At 59.4% G+C, this 2,598-nt stretch carries 2 protein-coding genes; one reads left to right on the forward strand and one right to left on the reverse strand.

Going from position 1 to position 2,598, the window contains the following annotated elements:
- Window positions 1-1,001 (reverse strand): tetratricopeptide repeat protein (locus tag H5U08_RS15390; protein ID WP_297034998.1); only part of this gene is annotated, 1,001 nt, incomplete at its 3' end.
- A gap of 324 nt (window positions 1,002-1,325) precedes the next feature.
- On the opposite strand from H5U08_RS15390, the gene H5U08_RS15395 reads away from it, so the two are divergent.
- Complete coding sequence (locus H5U08_RS15395) at window positions 1,326-2,366, forward strand: hypothetical protein (RefSeq protein WP_297035000.1); 1,041 nt, start codon at window positions 1,326-1,328, stop codon at window positions 2,364-2,366.
- Window positions 2,367-2,598: the final 232 nt, after the last annotated feature.

Below are 2,598 nucleotides of genomic sequence, written 5' to 3' on the forward strand. Positions count from 1 at the left end.
GTGTCCAGATCACCGGCCAATCTTGCCCATTTCGCCAATCCGGACCAGACTCTTTCGTCGTTCGGCGCAACTGTGGCGGCTCTTTCAAGAAAGTCGTGGGCCTGCGAAAGCCGATTCTCGCGAAGTTCTAGCTCCCCTTTGACCAGCAGAGCCTCAACGTTTTTGGGGTCTTTGCTGACGGCGGTGTCAGCATCCTTTTTGGCCTCGGTCAGCGCATCACTGGCTTCCTGAGGATTGGCTGTGGTTTGAGCCACCCAGAGCCAAAAAGCGGCCCGACGCGCATAGGCCGCCGCAGAGTCCGGATTCTTTGCCACCAATTCATCCATCACCTGCCGGGCGGACTCGTAGTCTCGGACCATTTCGTCCCGATAGCACCGGGCCAAAAGCGTGTACGCCTCCAGCACATCTGGATGACGGGTCAGGCAATCCTGGAGCGTCTTGATGGCTTCCAAAGGCTGAGCCCGCGCGACCTGACACCTCGCCAGATTGAGAAGGACTTCCGCACTGTCCGGCTCCATCTGTCGCAACTGGGACCAGGCAGAAAGTGCCTCATTCCACCGCCCCAGACGCATCGCCGTGTTCCCGAACGCGTGAAGGAGTTCGCGATTCTCCGGAAATCGCGCCAGCGTCCGGCTCAACACACGGTATGCGTTAAGCTGGAGCTGTGCATTGGTGGGTGAGTTCTCCGCCTGCTCGCTGACTGCCAGAGCCAATCGAATGGCAACTTCGCCGTCTGTCGGCCGGTACCGCAAATACAGATCGTAATTCCGCACCACCCCTGCCAACGCCTGGGCCAGCGCTGTTCGGTCCTTTCGGTCGCGGGCAGACGCGGCTTCCTGTTCGAGTCGTTCAACGCGCTGACGGATTCGGTCGGCGGTTCTCTCCAACTGCCAGTGATGCAGCCACGAAAGTCCGACTCCTCCGATCACACTGACGAGGACGAGCAACAGCCATGCAGGCCAGTTGAATCGCCATCGGATGGGTGACTTGCTGGACATCATGCCTAACGCTCTTAAGAGGCGATCATTTTCATGGATCTGTGGGCGTGCTGCTTTCCGGGTAGTCCGCCCCGTTCCGGGCCGATTTAGTTGATAGACTCTACCGACACTGACTGCTCTGGCTAAATCATCTCTTGCGATGGCGCTGTTGTACCCCGGTCACGACACGCTTGAGCAATCTTTGCATTTTACTTATTTTAATCCCCCACAAAACTGCTCTTGCACACAGTGGGAGATATGGGTATGGAAGGGCTACGGCGGAACCATGGCCGGCGCCCTTTGGTCCAAGGGAGACCGACCTTGCCCTGGTTTGCACCTTGACCACCCATGACATTTCCCTGGCGCACGCTTTTATTACTGAGCGTAGGAGTTTTTTTCTGGTCAGGCTGTCGGACGCCTCAGGTCGTTACCCAGCTTGAACGCGAAAACTACGCGCTCGAAAACAAGATTTGGGAACTTGTGGACCTCCTCGAGCAGAAGCAGGCCGAGTTGGACGCATGCCGCTCCGAGCTCAAGCGGCTCAAAGCTCAGACCGATCAGGCGGATCGTCCCACCACGCAAAGCAGGAACACTCCGGACACGACTGCCCCTCTTTGGACACACATTCCCGGGCGAAGTCTGGAAGCGGCGCCCCATGTGGCGGATTCCGACGCGCCCAGGAAGATCGCCGTGCCGCCCAAAATCGAGATCACTCCCCCCCAGGTGGAAACGACTCCCGAAGCGGCCTTTCCGTCGCGATCATCGTCGGAGCCACTGCCCGGGGTCTCATCTTCTCCGATCGAGCCACCCTTGTGGCTCAGCCCTCAGGAAACTTCTCAAACGGCTCCCCCACAGGTTTTACCTCCCAGTTCAGAGAATCAGGCCGCGCCCCTGGTGAATTCTCCCCATGAGACCGCGGGAGAAGTTTCCCCCGCCCCGAGAGTCGGTGCCCCGTCCCCATCCCCAGCGTCGGACCTCCCGCGGCCTGAGATCGCCGGACACGAGCCAGACCGGCTGGTATTACCGGTGGATCATGCGGTAGGGCGGGACTACGATGGCCTCCCCGGCGACGACGGCATAGCCCTCCTCCTGCAACCGGTTGACACGCAGGGGGCGATTGTGCTTCAGCCTGCCACAGTCACTGTGGTTGCCATCGATCCGCAGGTGCGAGGTTCTGCGGCGCGAATTGCCCGCTGGGAACTCCAACCCGAAGAACTCCAAAGTTACCTCGTCAACCGACCCGAGATTCAGGGATTTCTCTTGGAACTTCCCTGGCCCGAGGCTCCTCCGCAACACGACCATTTAAAAGTCTTTGTTCGGTATGAAACGGCGTCCGGGAAACGGTTGGAAAACCAGGTGGATGTGACCGTGCGGCTTGCCCATCAGTGACAGTGCCCCGGAAAAGCGCCGCGTCTTTTCGATCCGTCATCCTGCCCTGATGCTCCGCAAAGAACGGTAATCGAGAACTCAGCCGCCAGAATTTTTACAGGCTCGATGTGCCGCCGTGCGCTGCTCCCGAAAAGATAGCGTGTCGCACACCGATTCCTGCGTATGGGGTAGCCCTTCCTGCCTCCAGGTCCAGGAATCGCGTCGATTTCTTCCCCGCCGTGCGCGGTGCACA

The sequence above is a fragment of the Thermogutta sp. genome, assembly GCF_014359955.1.
Taxonomy (GTDB): Bacteria; Planctomycetota; Planctomycetia; order Pirellulales; family Thermoguttaceae; genus Thermogutta.

Excerpts from the sequence above, each read along its gene's own strand:
- H5U08_RS15395 (WP_297035000.1), top strand. The coding sequence starts at position 1,326 with ATGACATTTCCCTGGCGCACGCTTTTATTACTGAGCGTAGGAGTTTTT.